Source organism: Streptomyces sp. SYP-A7185 (assembly GCF_046103685.1).
Taxonomy (GTDB): Bacteria; Actinomycetota; Actinomycetes; order Streptomycetales; family Streptomycetaceae; genus Streptomyces.
On record NZ_CP122310.1, the window covers coordinates 4311436 to 4324697 of the forward strand.

Here is a 13262-nt window from a genome sequence, read left to right on the forward strand (position 1 = left end):
TGTGCGGAATCTGTGCGTCCGGACTATTTGTTCTCATATGAGCGCACCTGGAAGGGTTTGTGAACACGCCATGCAAGAAACCGGCTCGGGGCAGCCAACCAAGCGCACCTTGCGCGGAGAATTCCTCGCGGTGAGAAGCGGGTTGACTAGGGATGACGCGCAGAAGGCCGCCGCGGTTCTCGCCGACCGCGCACGCGAGCTGCCGGAGCTCTCCGGGGCGCGCACGGTCGCGGCGTACGTCTCCGTGGGGAGGGAACCTGGTACCCGCGCCCTCATCGACGCGCTCCATGCGCGCGGGACCCGGGTCCTGCTGCCGGTGCTCCTGGAGGACAACGACCTGGACTGGGCGGCCTACGCGGGCGAGGGCTCGCTGACCCGCGTGCAACACCCCGGGAAGATGGCGCTCTTGGAGCCTTCGGGGCCGCGCCTGGGGCCCGAGGCCGTGACGGAGGCGGACGCCGTGCTGCTGCCGGGTCTGGCCGTGGACGCGCACGGGACGCGGCTCGGGCGCGGCGGCGGGTCGTACGACCGGGTGCTCGCCCGGCTCGCGCGGGCCGGCGCCGACCCGGCCCTGGTGGTGCTCCTGTACGACACCGAAGTCGTCGCCCACGTCCCCCGGGAGCCGCACGACGAGCCGGTGCACGCCGTCGTCACGCCGTCGGGAGTACGCCGCTTCCGCTGACCCCGCTGACCCCGCTGCATGCGGAAGGGCCCTCCACGCGTGCGTGGAGGGCCCTTCCGGTGACGCTCTTGCGGTGACGCCCTTTCAGCGGGGCGTGCGGCGGGTCAGGGCCGCAGTACCAGGGTGTCGTTCGTGCTCTTCTTGACGGCGTCCTCCGTGTAGGACCACGGCAGCAGCTCGCCCTTGACCCACTTGCCGGTCTGGTCGGTGTAGTGCGCGCTGTAGGCGTGTCCCGAGGCGCCGGTGAGGTTGATCCACTTCGACTTGTCGAGGTCGTCGAGGTTCACCACCATGCGCATCGACGGCACCCACTGCACGCCGTAGCCGCCCGCGGCGTTCCAGCCGGTCGCGTTGACCGCCGCCTCGCCGCCGCCCAGCTTGAACGGGCCGCGGTTGAGCATGAACTGGAGCCAGCCGGGGCCTTCGACGCCCAGGGTCTGGTTCTTCAGGGTCAGCCGGTGCAGGCGGCCCCAGCTCCAGGTGTCGACGTCCTTGCCGAGCTTGGCCGTCAGGTCCCAGCGCGCGTCCTCCATGGCCCGCCCGAAGAGCTGGTCACGGGTCGTGGTCGCGGTGTCCGTGCGGGTCTTGGGCGACTTCCACCAGTCGTTCTTCTCGTCGTCGATGATCGACCGGATGACCTCGTAGTAGCGGTCGCCGCCGTCGGGCTGCGCGGTCTCCGCGTCCCGCTGGCCGCACTCGCGCACCGGCTCGGCCTCGTCGGCGGGACCGGTGTTCCCGGCCGGCTCGACGTTCAGGCACTGGCCCTTGACCCGCAGCTCCTTAGGCAGCTTGTTGCCGATGGAGAGCTTGAGGATGTTGCGCCAGACCGAGTTGAAGTACGCGGCCGCCGCCGAGTCGGGGTCCTGGGTGTAGTCCCAGCCCTCGAGGAGCTTCTGCGCCTCACGGACGGAGCCGTCCTTGACGTCGATCTTGAGCAGCTTGGGCACCAGCAGCTTGGCGATCTCGCTGCTGTTGTCCATCTGCATCGTGCGCATGTCCTCGGTGGAGACCTTCCCACCGTTCTTGATCTTCGACTGGATCAGGTCGGTGATGCGCTGGCTGCGTGCCCCGTAGCCCCAGTCCGCCGTGAGGTCGTACGGGTAGTCGGTCTTGTCGGGGTCGATGACGGCCTGGTTGGCGGTCACGATGTAGCCGCGCTTCGGGTCGTACTCGTAGGGCAGCGCGGACTGCGGGATGTAGCCGGTCCAGCGGTAGTCGGAGTCCCAGCCCGGCGCGGGCAGCGCGCCGTCGCCCTTGCCGCGGACCGGGATCTTGCCCGGCGCCTGGTAGCCGATGTGGCCCTTGGTGTCGGCGTAGATCAGGTTCTGTGAGGGGACCTCGAAGGAGGCGGCCGCCTTGCGGAAGCCGGTGAAGTCCGTCGCCTTGTTGAGCTCGAAGACGGCGTCCATCGACCGGCCCGGCTTCAGCGCGGTCCAGCGCAGCGAGACCCCGTAGCCGTCGCCCCGGTCGGGGGCGGCGCTGTCGACGGTGGCCTTCTTGCCGACCTTCACCAGCTCGTCGTTGCGGTCGGAGAGCAGCGGGCCGTTGCCGGTCTCCCGGACGGTGATCTTCTTGGCCTTGCCGCCGGCGACCTTGATGGTCTCCACGCGCGTCTTGAAGGGCAGCACCTTGTCGTCGTACGCGTAGCCGTCGCCCTCGAACTTCTCGAGGTAGAGGTCGGTGACGTCGGCGCCGAGGTTCGTCATGCCCCAGGCGATGTCCTGGTTGTGGCCGATGACCACGCCCGGCATGCCGGCGAAGGTGTAGCCGGAGACGTCGTACTGGCAGTCCTTGGAGACCGACCGGCAGTGCAGCCCCATCTGGTACCAGGTGGAGGGCAGCTGCGGCGACAGGTGCGGGTCGTTGGCCAGCAGGGGCTTTCCGGAGATCGTGTGGTCACCGGAGACCACCCAGGAGTTCGACCCGATGCCGTTGCCGTTCGGGCCGAGGCCCGCGTCCGGGACGCCGTCCAGGACGTCGGAGAGGCCCGACAGCTGGGACTGGAGGCCGTCCGGGGCCTGCGCGTTGCCCGCGAGGCCCGTGCCCGCCGCGCCGCCGGTCTGCGACTGCGACTGGCCGCTCGCGCTGCCCTTGCCGTCGTACTCCTTGGTGACGCCGTTGTAGGCGCCCTCCTGGACGATGGGCTTGTTCCGGGCGTACGGGTACTTCGGGTACAGGTCCTCGATCTGGGACGGGCCCAGGCGGCTGGTCATCAAGGAGCGGTCGATCTCGTCCTGCATGTTGCCGCGCAGGTCCCAGGCCATGGCCTTGAGCCACGCCACGGAGTCGACGGGGGTCCACTCCTGGGGCTCGTAGTCGTTGGTGAAGCCGAGGGCGGCGTACTCCAGGGAGATGTCCTTGCCGCTCTTGTCCTTCAGGTAGGCGTTGACTCCCTTGGAGTACGCCTGGAGGTACTTCTTCGTGGAGGGCGAGAGCTTGGTGTCGTACTCCTTCTGCGCCACACGGTGCCAACCGAGCGTCCGCAGGAATTCGTCGGTCTTTACCTGACTCTTTCCGAACATCTCGGAGAGGCGACCGGAGGTCGTGTGGCGGCGGACGTCCATCTCCCAGAAGCGGTCCTGCGCCTGGACGAAGCCCTGCGCCATGAAGAGATCGGCGTCGGACTCGGCGTAGATCTGCGGGATGCCGTAGCCGTCGCGCTTCACGTCGACGGGTCCGGCGAGGCCGTCGAGCTTGATCGTCCCCTTGGTCTGCGGGAAGGAGGCACGCACCGTACTGACGCTCCAGTACGCCCCGTAGCCGATGCCCGCCACGATGGCCAGGACCAAGACGATCACGAGGAGGCGGGCTCGGCGCCCCTTCTTCTTGCCGGACTTATGACCGGAAGAGGCGGTGGTATTCGAGGGCATCGCTGTCCTTGCTGTCCTTACGCGAGCGGCAGGGCTGGCTGGGCGGTGGTGGGAGCGCTGGAGCAACTGTAGGCGCAGGGCACAGCGGCCTCGGACGCGGAGTCAGGAACCTACATGGCAACGCATCGCACAGGCATTCGAAGGCGTCAAGGAAGCGTTAACAATTAGGTAAGGTAACGAAGTACTTGGCACGCGCGGAGGAAGGAACGGCCCCTGACTGTCCACGACCTCAACCAGCTTCTGCTCATCTGCTCGCTCGTCCTGCTCGTCGCGGTGGCGGCGGTGCGGATCTCGTCGCGCAGTGGGCTGCCCAGCCTGCTTCTCTACCTGGGCATCGGCATTGCCATGGGCCAGGACGGCATCGGCAACGTCACGTTCAACAATGCCGAGCTGACGCAGGTCATCGGCTACGCGGCACTCGTCGTGATCCTCGCCGAGGGCGGTCTCGGCACGAAGTGGAAAGAGATCAAACCCGCGTTGCCCGCGGCCGCCGTCCTCTCGCTCGCCGGCATCGCCGTGAGCGTCGGCGTGACGGCCGCAGGCGCCCACTACCTGGTCGGCCTGGAGTGGCGCCAGGCGCTCATCATCGGCGCGGTGGTCTCCTCGACCGACGCGGCGGCGGTCTTCTCCGTGCTGCGGAAGGTGCCGCTGCCCTCACGCGTGACGGGCATCCTGGAAGCGGAGTCGGGGTTCAACGACGCCCCCGTGGTGATCCTGGTCGTGGCCTTCTCCACCGCGGGACCCGTGGAGCACTGGTACGTCCTGGTCGGCGAGATCGCCCTGGAGCTGGCGATCGGCGCCGCGATCGGCCTCGCGGTGGGCTGGCTCGGCGCCTTCGGCCTGCGGCACGTGGCCCTGCCCGCTTCGGGCCTCTACCCCATCGCCGTGATGGCCATCGCGGTCGCCGCCTACGCGGCAGGCGCCATGGCGCACGGCAGTGGATTCCTCGCCGTCTACCTCGCCGCGATGGTCCTGGGCAACGCGAAACTGCCGCACTGGCCCGCCACCCGGGGCTTCGCCGAAGGGCTCGGCTGGATCGCGCAGATCGGCATGTTCGTGCTGCTCGGCCTCCTGGTCACGCCGCACGACCTCCTGGACGACACCTGGCCCGCGATCATCATCGGCTTGATCCTGACCATGGTGGCCAGACCGCTGGGGGTCGTCCTCAGCCTGCTGCCGTTCCGCCTGCCCTGGCAGGAGAAGGCCCTGATGTCCTGGGCGGGCCTGCGCGGAGCCGTGCCCATCATCCTGGCAACGATCCCGATGGTGAACGGCGTCGACGACAGCCAGCGGATCTTCAACATCGTCTTCGTGCTGGTCGTCGTCTACACCCTCATCCAGGGCCCCACGCTGCCGTGGCTGGCCAGGAAGCTGCGTCTCGGCGACTCCTCGGGCGCCGCCGACCTGGGCATCGAGTCCGCGCCCCTGGAGCGCCTTCGCGGGCACCTGCTCTCGGTGGCGATCCCCAAGGGGTCGCGGATGCACGGCGTCGAGGTGGGCGAGCTGCGGATGCCGGCCGGGGCGGCGGTCACGCTCGTCGTTCGCAACGGCGAATCCTTCGTGCCGCAGCCCACGACCGTCCTCCAGCGCGGGGACGAGCTCCTGGTGGTCGCGACCGACCCCGTGCGCGACGCGGCGGAGCGGCGGCTGCGGTCGGTCGGCCAGGGCGGAAAGCTCGCCGGATGGCTGGGAACCGCTGGTCAGGACGGTCAAACGCCTGAACGACGGGCCAATCGCAGGTGACGGGTGCCTCAATCTCCGTATTCACAGGTCTGATGCACCCGTTCCCTGTACGATGAAGGCACACTTCATCTGTACCAACTGATCGAACCAACTCTGTCTGAAGCAGAGCTGGCGCCGACCGTATGGCGGCCGTTCGTCCTCGCAGTGGGCGACGGCATCTACCGCAGTTCCGCGCTAGAGGACAGCTCTCGGCGCCCTCGCCCCCGACACGGGGGCCGCGCTACCAGGCAGCAGAAAGGCACGGGCCGTGGCATCCACGGTCACCTCCCGCCCCGGATACGGACAGCTGCTGCGCACCCGCGGCGCCTGGACGTTTCTCCTGCCCGGCTTCGCGGCGCGCCAGCCCTTCGCGATGCTGACCATCTCCATCGTGCTGCTCGTGCAGCACACCACCGGCTCGTACGGCGCCGCCGGCGCGGTCTCGGCCGTCACCGGCGTCTCCATGGCGGTGTTCGCCCCCTTCGGCGGCAAGCTCGCCGACCGGTTCGGCCAGCGGGCCGTCCTGGTGCCCGGCGTGCTCATCCACACCGCGTCGGTGCTCTCCCTGACGGTGCTCGCGCTCTCGGACGCCCCCTTGTGGGCGCTCTTCGCCGCCGCGGTGCCCACCGGCGCCTCACAGCCGCAGATCAGCCCCATGGTGCGGGCCCGCTGGGGCGTCAAGCTCCAGGACTCCCCGCTGGCGGGCACGGCGGCCGCCTTCGAGTCGGTCACCGACGAGCTGACGTTCGTCCTGGGCCCGCTGTTCGCGACCGCGCTGTGCACGACCATCGACCCGGCGGCCGGACTCTTCACGGAGGCCGGACTCACGCTGGTGGGCGGTCTGCTCTTCGCCGCACAGAAGAGCACCCAGCCCAAGCCCGCCTCCCGCGAGGAGCACGCGCGCGTGCAGCACGTCTCCGCGCTGCGGATCCCGGGTGTGCGCGTCCTGATCGCCACCTTCCTGGGCATCGGCGCCGTCTTCGGCGGCATGCAGGTCTCGCTCGCCGCCTTCACCGAGTCCATCGGCGAACCCGGCATGAACGGCGTCCTGTACGGCACGTTCGCGGCGGGCAACATGCTCTCGGGGCTCGTCTGCGGCGCCATCGCCTGGAAGATCTCCCCGCAGCGCCGGCTCCTCGTCGGGTACGCGGCGCTGACCCTGATGGCTTCCGGGCTGTGGGCCGCGCACTCCGTGCTGCTGCTGGCCGGACTCGGCCTCCTGGTGGGCGTGTGCATCGCGCCCGCGCTGATCACCGGCTACACGCTGGTCGACCGCCTGGTGGACCCCTCCGGCCGGACCGAGGCCTTCACCTGGCTCACCGGCGCCGTCGCGCTGGGCCAGGCCGCCGCCGTCACGGTCGCCGGGCAGCTGGAGGACCACCTCTGGGACGGCGCCGGATTCCTGGTGCCGCTGGGCGGTACGGCGCTGGCCCTCGCGGTGCTCGTGAGCCTGCGTTCGCGGCTCGTCCCGAAGTCCGTCGGACGCACGGTCGCACGTGGCGTGGGTCACCGCGAGCCGGTCGCGGTGGACTGATCCAGCGGAATACGTCACTATGGACCGTCGTTAGCACTCATCGAGTGAGAGTGCCAGGAGGAAGCAAGTGCCGACGTACCAGTACCAGTGCACCGAATGCGGCGAGGGCCTCGAGGCGGTGCAGAAGTTCACGGATGACGCCTTGACCGTGTGCCCCAGCTGCGACGGACGCCTCAAGAAGGTGTTCTCGGCCGTCGGCATCGTCTTCAAGGGCTCCGGTTTCTACCGCAACGACAGCCGCGGCTCGTCGTCGAGCAGCACGCCGTCCACGGCGAACGCGTCGAAGTCGTCGGACACGAAGCCGTCGGACTCGAAGTCCGCCGCGAGCTCTTCGTCGTCCTCTTCGTCTTCGTCGTCCTCGGACTCGAAGTCGTCCGGCTCCTCGTCGAGCTCCTCGGCCGGCTCGTCCAGCTCGTCGAGCTCTTCGGCCGCCTAGTCCTCGCACCCGAAGCCGTCCGGCTCCACCTCGGACGGACGGCTCCGCGCACGCCTTTCTTCCGGGTCCCCGCCGTCCTGTGACGGCGGGGACCTCGGCGTTCCCCCACGCGGCTACTGTGCTCGGCATGGTGAATACGGCGAACGCGGCGCGGGCCGACATCGGTGTCATCGGCGGCTCCGGCTTCTACTCCTTCCTCGACGACGTGACCGAGCTCCAGGTCGACACTCCTTACGGGGCGCCCAGCGACTCCCTGTTCATCGGCGACGTCGCCGGGCAGCGGGTCGCGTTCCTGCCCCGGCACGGCCGCGGGCACCATCTGCCGCCGCACCGCATCAACTACCGCGCCAACCTGTGGGCGCTGCGCTCGGTGGGCGTGCGGCAGGTGCTCGGTCCGTGTGCGGTGGGCGGACTGCGGCCCGAGTTCGGGCCGGGGACGCTGCTGGTGCCCGATCAGCTCGTGGACCGCACGAAGACCCGTACGCAGACGTACTTCGACGGGGTGCCGCTGCCGGACGGGAGCATTCCGAACGTCGTGCACGTGTCGCTGGCCGATCCGTACTGCCCCGCAGGCCGCAACGCCGCCCTGAAGGCGGCGCGCGGACGGGAGTGGGAGCCGGTGGACGGCGGGACGCTCGTGGTGATCGAGGGCCCGCGGTTCTCGACCCGGGCCGAATCCGTCTGGCACGCGGCGCAGGGCTGGTCCGTGGTGGGCATGACCGGGCATCCCGAGGCCGTGCTCGCGCGGGAACTGGAGCTCTGCTACACGTCGTTGACGCTGGTCACGGACTTGGACGCGGGTGCGGAGAGCGGCGAGGGCGTCTCGCACGAGGAGGTGCTCCAGGTCTTCGCGGCGAACGTGGACCGACTGCGGACCGTGCTGTTCGACGCGGTGGCGGGGCTGCCTGCGGAGGGCGAGCGGGACTGTGCGTGTGCGGGGGCGCTGGGCGGGATGGATCCGGGGATTCGGCTGCCGTGAGGTGAGCCGCGAGGTGGAGCCGCGAGGTGGAGCCGCGAGGTGGAGCCGTGAGGTGAGCCGTGAGCCGGGTGGCCGGGAGGGTGGCGGAACTTCCCCTTCGGGTGAGGGAGTTGTCCACAACCGGCGAGTAGTCCACGGGGCTCAGCGGGATCCGGCGGGAGCCCGCATCGTGGGAGCGGAAGGCAAGATCCGCAGCTCTCTCGACATCGCAGGTGGTGGCCGCCGTGACGCACGTTCGCTCGACTCCCCCGGACATCTCGTCCTCTTCCCCTCCCCCGCCGTGCCCGGTGCCGCACTTCGCCCCGGTGCGGGTGAGCGGCGGCCACCGTGGCCTGCGCAGGCTGCTGCGGCACAGGCGGCGGGCCATGGCCGCGGGGCTCGCGGTGACCGCGGCGGCGCTCGTGGCCGCCGGGCCGCGGGACGCCGGGCCGCGGGATGCCGGGCAGGTGCGGGCGCAGGGGCCGCCGGTGGCCGCCGCCGCGCCTTCGCGGGCCGAGAAGCCGCGGGGTGCGGCCATGGTGACGGCGCCGGTGCGGATCGCGGACGCGCAGACGGTGCGTCTGCTGCACCGGGGCGACCGGGTCGACGTCATCGCCTCGGACGGCTCGACGTCGCGGGTGGTGGCCGCCGGGGCGAGGGTGACGGAGGTGCCCGGGCCTGAGGAAGGCGTGGCCGAAAGCGCGGCGGAAATGGGGGCGTTGGTGGTGCTCGCCGTGCCGAGGGCGACGGCGGCCCGCCTCGCGGGAGCCGGCGCGGGCATGCGGCTGGCGGTGACGCTGTGCTGACTCACGCCGTGTGCAACTGCATCGACTTTCTGTCAAGTCGCTCGTTCGGGGTACCCAATTGGACAGTCCTACCAGGCCCTGCCGTAGTTTGCGAAGCTGTCTGTTTCCTGAACTGCATGTGCAACGAAAGGCCTCGTGGTGAGCGAGAAGAACGAACCGGGTCTCTGGGAGGGCTTCAAGGCCTTCCTGATGCGCGGCAATGTCGTCGACCTGGCGGTCGCGGTGGTCATCGGAGCGGCGTTCACGAACATCGTGAACTCCGTGGTGAAGGGTGTCATCAACCCGCTGGTCGGTGCCTTCGGGACGAAGGATCTCGACCACTACAGCTCGTGCCTGAAGGCTCCGTGCGTCATGAAGGCCGACGGCACGGTCGAGAGCGGCATCCCGATCATGTGGGGCACGGTGCTCAGCGCCACCCTCAGCTTCGTGATCACCGCGGCCGTCGTCTACTTCCTGATGGTGCTGCCCATGGCCAAGTACCTGGCGAGGCAGGCCGCGCGGAAGGCCGAGAAGGAGGGCACGCAGGAGGTCATCGAGATCTCGGAGCTGGAGGTCCTCAAGGAGATCCGCGACGCCCTGGTGGCGCAGCGCGGCTCGGGGCACGACGAGCGCTAGCGCGCGCTCAGAGGTGGTGGGGCGGCTTCTCGTCGAGGAAGCGCGCCAGGTCGGCGGCGCTGTCGCCGCCGGCCGGAGGCCGCTCGCCCCACCCGCGGTCGGTGTCGTCCGAGGACTGCTGCGACAGGGGGTCGTCGAAGACCAGGGCGCTCTTCGGCTTCCGCGGCTTCTTCGGCGCCTCGGAGCCCGCCGAGGTCTCCGGAGCCTCCGGGCTCTCCGGGCTCTCCGGGCTCTCCGGGCTCTCAGCAGACTCGGAGTCCTTCGGGTCGCGCGGTTCGGGGGCGGGGGCGGTGCTCATGCGTCCAGGGTACGTCCGCGGGGCGGGGCGGCGGCCGTCAGACGGCCGTGAGGCCCTGGGCCGCGAAGATCTCCCGGGCGGCGGCCACCTGGGCGGGAGTGGGCGAGGGGGTGTCGCGCAAGGTGAAATCCTTGCCGAGGGCGTCCCACTTCGCCTCTCCCAGCTTGTGGAAGGGCAGCACGTCGACGCGCGAGACGTTGCCGAGCGAGGCGGCGAAGCGCGCGACGCCCTCGATGTTCCGCGGGTCGTCGGTCAGACCGGGGACGAGCACGAAGCGCACCCAGACGTCCTTGCCGAGAGCGGCGAGGCGCCGGGCGAAGTCCAGGGTCGGTCCCAGGGGGCGCCCGGTGACCTTCTTGTACGTCTCGCGGTCCCAGGACTTGATGTCCAGGAGCACGAGGTCGACGTCACGCAGCAGCGCGTCGGTGGCCCGTACGCCGAGGAAGCCCGAGGTGTCGAGGGCGGTGTGCAGGCCCAGCTCGTGCTTGAGGCGGTGCAGCAGCTCGCCGGTGAAGACGGGTTGCAGGAGGGGTTCGCCGCCGCTGACGGTGGCTCCCCCGCCGGCCGCCGCGATGAACGTGGTGTATTTGGCGGCTTCCCTGATCACGTCGTCGGCGGTGGTCCGCTTACCGTCGCGCATCCGCCAGGTGTCGGGGTTGTGGCAGTACAGACAGGTAAGCGGGCAGCCCGAGAGGAACGTGACGAAGCGGGTGCCGGGGCCGTCGACTCCCGTGGACAGGTCCCAGGAGTGGAGGGACCCGGTGACGGGGCGCCGGGTGACCGCGGCCGCCGGGGTCTCCGGTGTCGCCGTGTCGAGCAGGACAGCCATGGCAGAACTCCCGAACTACTGGCAGGACGTGGTGTGCGCGGCGCCCGGAGCCGGAGTGAGGGTCCGGCTCCGGGGCCGCGGATCGGGGCGGGCTCGCGGGGAGCCCGTGGCTCAGAGCGAGCCGTGGAAGGTGCGGTTGATGACGTCGAGCTGCTGGTCGCGGGTCAGGCGGATGAAGTTGACCGCGTATCCGGAGACCCGGATGGTCAGCTGCGGGTAGTTCTCCGGGTGCTCCATGGCGTCCTCCAGGGTGGCCTTGTCGAGCACGTTGACGTTCATGTGGAAGCCGTCGCTCGCCATGAAGCCGTCGAGGACTCCGGAGAGGTTCTGGATCCGCTCCCCGGGCGTGCGGCCCAGGGCGTCCGGCGTGATGGTGTTGGTGAGCGAGATGCCGTCCTCGGCGTCGTCGTAGTCGAGCTTGGCGACCGACAGCGCGGAGGCGATGTAGCCGTGCTCGTCCCGGCCGTTCATCGGGTTGGCGCCGGGGGCGAACGGCTCTCCGGCGCGGCGCCCGTCGGGGGTGTTGCCGGTCTTCTTGCCGTAGACGACGTTCGAGGTGATCGTCAGGACGGACTGGGTGTGCACCGCGTTCCGGTAGGTCGGGTGCTGCCGGATCTTGCCCATGAAGTCCGAGACGATGCGCCGGGCGATGTGGTCGGCCCGCTCGTCGTTGTTGCCGTAGGCGGGGTAGTCGCCCTCGATCTCGTAGTCCACGGCGAGGCCCGTCTCGTCACGGATGACCTTGACCTTGGCGTGCTTGATGGCGGAGAGCGAGTCGGCGGCGACGGAGAGGCCCGCGATGCCGCACGCCATCGTGCGCAGGATCTCCTGGTCGTGCAGCGCCATCTCGATGCGCTCGTAGGCGTACTTGTCGTGCATGTAGTGGATGACGTTCAGCGCGTGGACGTACGTCTTGCCGAGCCAGCCGAGCATCGCGTCGTAGCGCTCGGCGACGGTGTCGTAGTCGAGGTAGTCGCCCTCGATGGGCTCGAAGCCCTCGACGACCCGCTTGCCGGTCTTCTCGTCGCGGCCGCCGTTGATCGCGTAGAGCAGGGCCTTGGCGACGTTGACGCGGGCTCCGAAGAACTGCATCTGCTTGCCGACGGCCATCGCCGACACGCAGCAGGCGATCGCGGTGTCGTCGCCGTACTTGGGGCGCATCAGGTCGTCGGACTCGAACTGGATGGCCGAGGTGTCGATGGCGACCTGGGAGGCGAAGTCCTTGAAGCCCTGGGGCAGTTCCCGCGCCCAGAAGACCGTGAGGTTCGGCTCGGGGGCCGGGCCCAGGTTGTAGAGGGTCTGAAGGGCACGGAACGTGGTGCGGGAGACCAGCGGGCGGCCGTCCTCGCCGATGCCGGCCATGGACCAGGTGACCCAGGTCGGGTCGCCGGAGAAGCCCTCGTTGTACTCGGGGGTGCGCAGGAAGCGGACGATGCGGAGCTTGACGACGAAGTCGTCGACGAACTCCTGGGCCTCGGCCTCGGTGATGCGGCCGGCTTCGATGTCGCGCTGGAGGTAGATGTCGAGGAAGCAGTCGATGCGGCCGATCGACATGGCGGCGCCGTTCTGCTCCTTCACGGCGGCCAGGTAGGCGAAGTACAGCCACTGGATGGCCTCGCGGCCGGTGGTGGCGGGGGCGGAGATGTCGTATCCGTACGACATCGCCATGGCCTTCAGTTCGCCCAGGGCCTTGATCTGCTCGGAGACCTCCTCGCGGGCCCGGATGACGTCCTCGGTGGCCCACTCCTCGCCCAGGCGGGCCTTGTCGGCCTCCTTGGCGGCGATGAGGCGGTCGACTCCGTAGAGGGCGACGCGGCGGTAGTCGCCGATGATGCGGCCGCGGCCGTAGGCGTCGGGCAGGCCGGTGATGATGCCGGACGAGCGGCAGGCGCGGATCTCGGGCGTGTAAGCGTCGAAGACGCCTTCGTTGTGGGTCTTGCGCAGGTGCGTGTAGACCGCTTTGACCTCGGGGTCGGCGTCGTAACCGTAGGCGTTGAGGGCGCTTTCGACCATCCGCCAGCCGCCGTTGGGCATGATGGCGCGCTTGAGCGGGGCGTCGGTCTGGAGGCCGACGATCAGGTCGCGGTCGGCGTCGACGTAGCCGGGCTTGAAGGCGTCGATGCGGGACGGGGTGCTCACGTCCACGTCGTGGATGCCGCGCTCGATCTCGGCGGGGAACATCGCCAGGAGCTTCTGCCAGACCTGGGTGGTGCGCTCGGTCGGCCCGGCCAGGAAGGAGCCGTCGCCCTCGTACGGGGTGTAGTTCTGCTGCACGAAGTCGCGGACGTCGATGGCGTCGCGCCACAGACCGCCCTTGAAGCCGTCCCATGCCTCGCCGTGCACTGTCGTTTCCGCGGGAGTGGCAGTCATCGCCGGCACCTTCCGAGTCGCCTTTTCGCTACACGTCCATTGCACTCCGGTGCGGCCGCTCAGGGGCCCCGCAATGGTCCCCACTTCAGGGCCCGAGGTCCTTACTCGCCACCCCCGCCACCGGCAGAACCCCCTCTGACCT

General features: G+C 69.7%; 11 protein-coding genes. 7 read left to right on the top strand and 4 right to left on the bottom strand.

What is annotated here, in order from left to right; translation table 11 throughout:
• Positions 1–70 precede the first annotated feature (70 nt).
• Positions 71–682 carry a 5-formyltetrahydrofolate cyclo-ligase gene (locus tag QBL25_RS18800; RefSeq protein WP_409058195.1) on the top strand — a complete coding sequence of 204 codons (612 nt, stop codon included), beginning with the start codon at positions 71–73 and terminating at the stop codon, positions 680–682.
• Between the two features lie 104 nt (positions 683–786).
• Here the strand turns inward: QBL25_RS18800 and QBL25_RS18805 are convergent, their stop codons facing one another.
• Positions 787–3552 (bottom strand): penicillin acylase family protein, encoded by a 2766-nt coding sequence (locus tag QBL25_RS18805; RefSeq protein WP_409058196.1) that lies wholly within the window; start codon positions 3550–3552, stop codon positions 787–789.
• 213 nt (positions 3553–3765) lie between these two features.
• On the opposite strand from QBL25_RS18805, the gene QBL25_RS18810 reads away from it, so the two are divergent.
• From QBL25_RS18810 to mscL, 6 genes are all read left to right on the top strand, one after another.
• Entirely contained in the window at positions 3766–5295 is a 1530-nt protein-coding gene (locus QBL25_RS18810) for a potassium/proton antiporter (protein ID WP_409062701.1), read from the top strand.
• Between the two features lie 247 nt (positions 5296–5542).
• Positions 5543–6808: an MFS transporter gene (locus QBL25_RS18815; protein ID WP_409058197.1), complete on the top strand. Its 1266-nt coding sequence runs from the start codon at positions 5543–5545 to the stop codon at positions 6806–6808.
• A gap of 67 nt (positions 6809–6875) precedes the next feature.
• Positions 6876–7244 carry an FmdB family zinc ribbon protein gene (locus QBL25_RS18820; protein ID WP_409058198.1) on the top strand — a complete coding sequence of 123 codons (369 nt, stop codon included), beginning with the start codon at positions 6876–6878 and terminating at the stop codon, positions 7242–7244.
• 127 nt (positions 7245–7371) lie between these two features.
• On the top strand, positions 7372–8223 hold the full coding sequence (locus tag QBL25_RS18825) for an S-methyl-5'-thioadenosine phosphorylase (RefSeq protein WP_409058199.1): 852 nt from the start codon (positions 7372–7374) through the stop codon (positions 8221–8223).
• Positions 8224–8447: 224 nt separating this feature from the next.
• Positions 8448–9008: a hypothetical protein gene (locus tag QBL25_RS18830; protein WP_409058200.1), complete on the top strand. Its 561-nt coding sequence runs from the start codon at positions 8448–8450 to the stop codon at positions 9006–9008.
• Positions 9009–9146: 138 nt separating this feature from the next.
• The gene (gene mscL / locus QBL25_RS18835; protein ID WP_409058201.1) at positions 9147–9623 is read left to right on the top strand and encodes a large conductance mechanosensitive channel protein MscL; all 477 of its coding nucleotides are present in this window, start codon (positions 9147–9149) and stop codon (positions 9621–9623) included.
• A 7-nt stretch (positions 9624–9630) separates the two neighbouring features.
• Here the strand turns inward: mscL and QBL25_RS18840 are convergent, their stop codons facing one another.
• The 3 genes from QBL25_RS18840 to pflB all read right to left on the bottom strand — a co-directional run bounded on the left by QBL25_RS18840 (position 9631) and on the right by pflB (position 13120).
• Positions 9631–9921, bottom strand: coding sequence for a hypothetical protein (locus QBL25_RS18840; RefSeq protein ID WP_409058202.1), 291 nt, complete (start codon positions 9919–9921; stop codon positions 9631–9633).
• A 37-nt stretch (positions 9922–9958) separates the two neighbouring features.
• On the bottom strand, positions 9959–10750 hold the full coding sequence (gene pflA / locus QBL25_RS18845; RefSeq protein WP_409058203.1) for a pyruvate formate-lyase-activating protein: 792 nt from the start codon (positions 10748–10750) through the stop codon (positions 9959–9961).
• A gap of 111 nt (positions 10751–10861) precedes the next feature.
• A complete protein-coding gene (gene pflB, locus QBL25_RS18850) occupies positions 10862–13120 on the bottom strand; it encodes a formate C-acetyltransferase (protein WP_409058204.1) in 2259 nt (752 codons plus the stop codon).
• Positions 13121–13262: the final 142 nt, after the last annotated feature.

Excerpts from the sequence above, each read along its gene's own strand:
- QBL25_RS18800 (WP_409058195.1), top strand. The coding sequence starts at position 71 with ATGCAAGAAACCGGCTCGGGGCAGCCAACCAAGCGCACCTTGCGCGGA.
- QBL25_RS18805 (WP_409058196.1), bottom strand. The coding sequence starts at position 3,552 with ATGCCCTCGAATACCACCGCCTCTTCCGGTCATAAGTCCGGCAAGAAG.
- QBL25_RS18825 (WP_409058199.1), top strand. The coding sequence starts at position 7,372 with ATGGTGAATACGGCGAACGCGGCGCGGGCCGACATCGGTGTCATCGGC.
- QBL25_RS18840 (WP_409058202.1), bottom strand. The coding sequence starts at position 9,921 with ATGAGCACCGCCCCCGCCCCCGAACCGCGCGACCCGAAGGACTCCGAG.
- pflA (WP_409058203.1), bottom strand. The coding sequence starts at position 10,750 with ATGGCTGTCCTGCTCGACACGGCGACACCGGAGACCCCGGCGGCCGCG.
- pflB (WP_409058204.1), bottom strand. The coding sequence starts at position 13,120 with ATGACTGCCACTCCCGCGGAAACGACAGTGCACGGCGAGGCATGGGAC.